Annotated in this window: 3 protein-coding genes; all 3 read left to right on the forward strand. The window is 64.9% G+C overall.

All coding sequences use genetic code 11. The features are described from left to right. The first annotated feature begins 32 nt into the window (after positions 1-32). Genes ACM6JT_RS27145 through ACM6JT_RS27155 form a run of 3 tightly spaced genes read left to right on the forward strand, consistent with a single transcriptional unit; the run spans position 33 to position 439 of the window. The gene (locus ACM6JT_RS27145) at positions 33-161 is read left to right on the forward strand and encodes a hypothetical protein (protein WP_414857665.1); all 129 of its coding nucleotides are present in this window, start codon (positions 33-35) and stop codon (positions 159-161) included. 13 nt (positions 162-174) lie between these two features. Then, positions 175-300: a hypothetical protein gene (locus tag ACM6JT_RS27150; protein ID WP_414857666.1), complete on the forward strand. Its 126-nt coding sequence runs from the start codon at positions 175-177 to the stop codon at positions 298-300. Between the two features lie 13 nt (positions 301-313). Beyond that, the gene (locus tag ACM6JT_RS27155) at positions 314-439 is read left to right on the forward strand and encodes a hypothetical protein (protein ID WP_414857667.1); all 126 of its coding nucleotides are present in this window, start codon (positions 314-316) and stop codon (positions 437-439) included. The last annotated feature ends 125 nt before the right edge of the window (positions 440-564 follow it).

Below are 564 nucleotides of genomic sequence, written 5' to 3' on the forward strand. Positions count from 1 at the left end.
CCCGTGCAGTAACTGCTGACCGGAGAAATCCGATGAAGACCGTGCTGAAGAGATTCTCACTTGCCGTTGCGCTGCTGGCCTCACTGGCCGGTGGCATTGGGGTCTACGCGGTGGCGACTGCGCCGGCGGCTCACGCCGAACCGTGCGGCGGCAGTTGCTGATCAGGAGAATCTGATGAGAAAGGTGATCAAGAGGCTTTCGCTTGCCGTTGCGCTGCTGGCCTCGCTGGCCGGTGGCATCGGGGTCTACGCGGTGGCGACTGCGTCGGCGGCGCACGCCGACCCGTGCAGTACCTGCTGACCGGAGGAATCCGATGAAGACCGTACTGAAGAGGTTCTCACTTGCCGTTGCGCTGCTGGCCTCGCTGGCCGGTGGTATTGGGGTCTACGCGGTGGCGACTGCGCCGGCGGCGCACGCCGAACCGTGCGGCAATTGCTGATCAGGAGAATCTGATGAGAAGGGTGATCAAGAGGCTTTCGCTTGTCTTGGCGCTGCTGGCCACTCTGACCGGTGGCATCGGGGTCTACGCGGTGGCGACTGCGCCGGCGGCGCACGCCGACCCGT

This window comes from Burkholderia sp. IT-111MI5 (genome assembly GCF_949752865.1).
In the GTDB taxonomy this organism is placed as follows: domain Bacteria; phylum Pseudomonadota; class Gammaproteobacteria; order Burkholderiales; family Burkholderiaceae; genus Burkholderia; species Burkholderia pyrrocinia_C.

Excerpts from the sequence above, each read along its gene's own strand:
- ACM6JT_RS27145 (WP_414857665.1), top strand. The coding sequence starts at position 33 with ATGAAGACCGTGCTGAAGAGATTCTCACTTGCCGTTGCGCTGCTGGCC.
- ACM6JT_RS27155 (WP_414857667.1), top strand. The coding sequence starts at position 314 with ATGAAGACCGTACTGAAGAGGTTCTCACTTGCCGTTGCGCTGCTGGCC.
- ACM6JT_RS27150 (WP_414857666.1), top strand. The coding sequence starts at position 175 with ATGAGAAAGGTGATCAAGAGGCTTTCGCTTGCCGTTGCGCTGCTGGCC.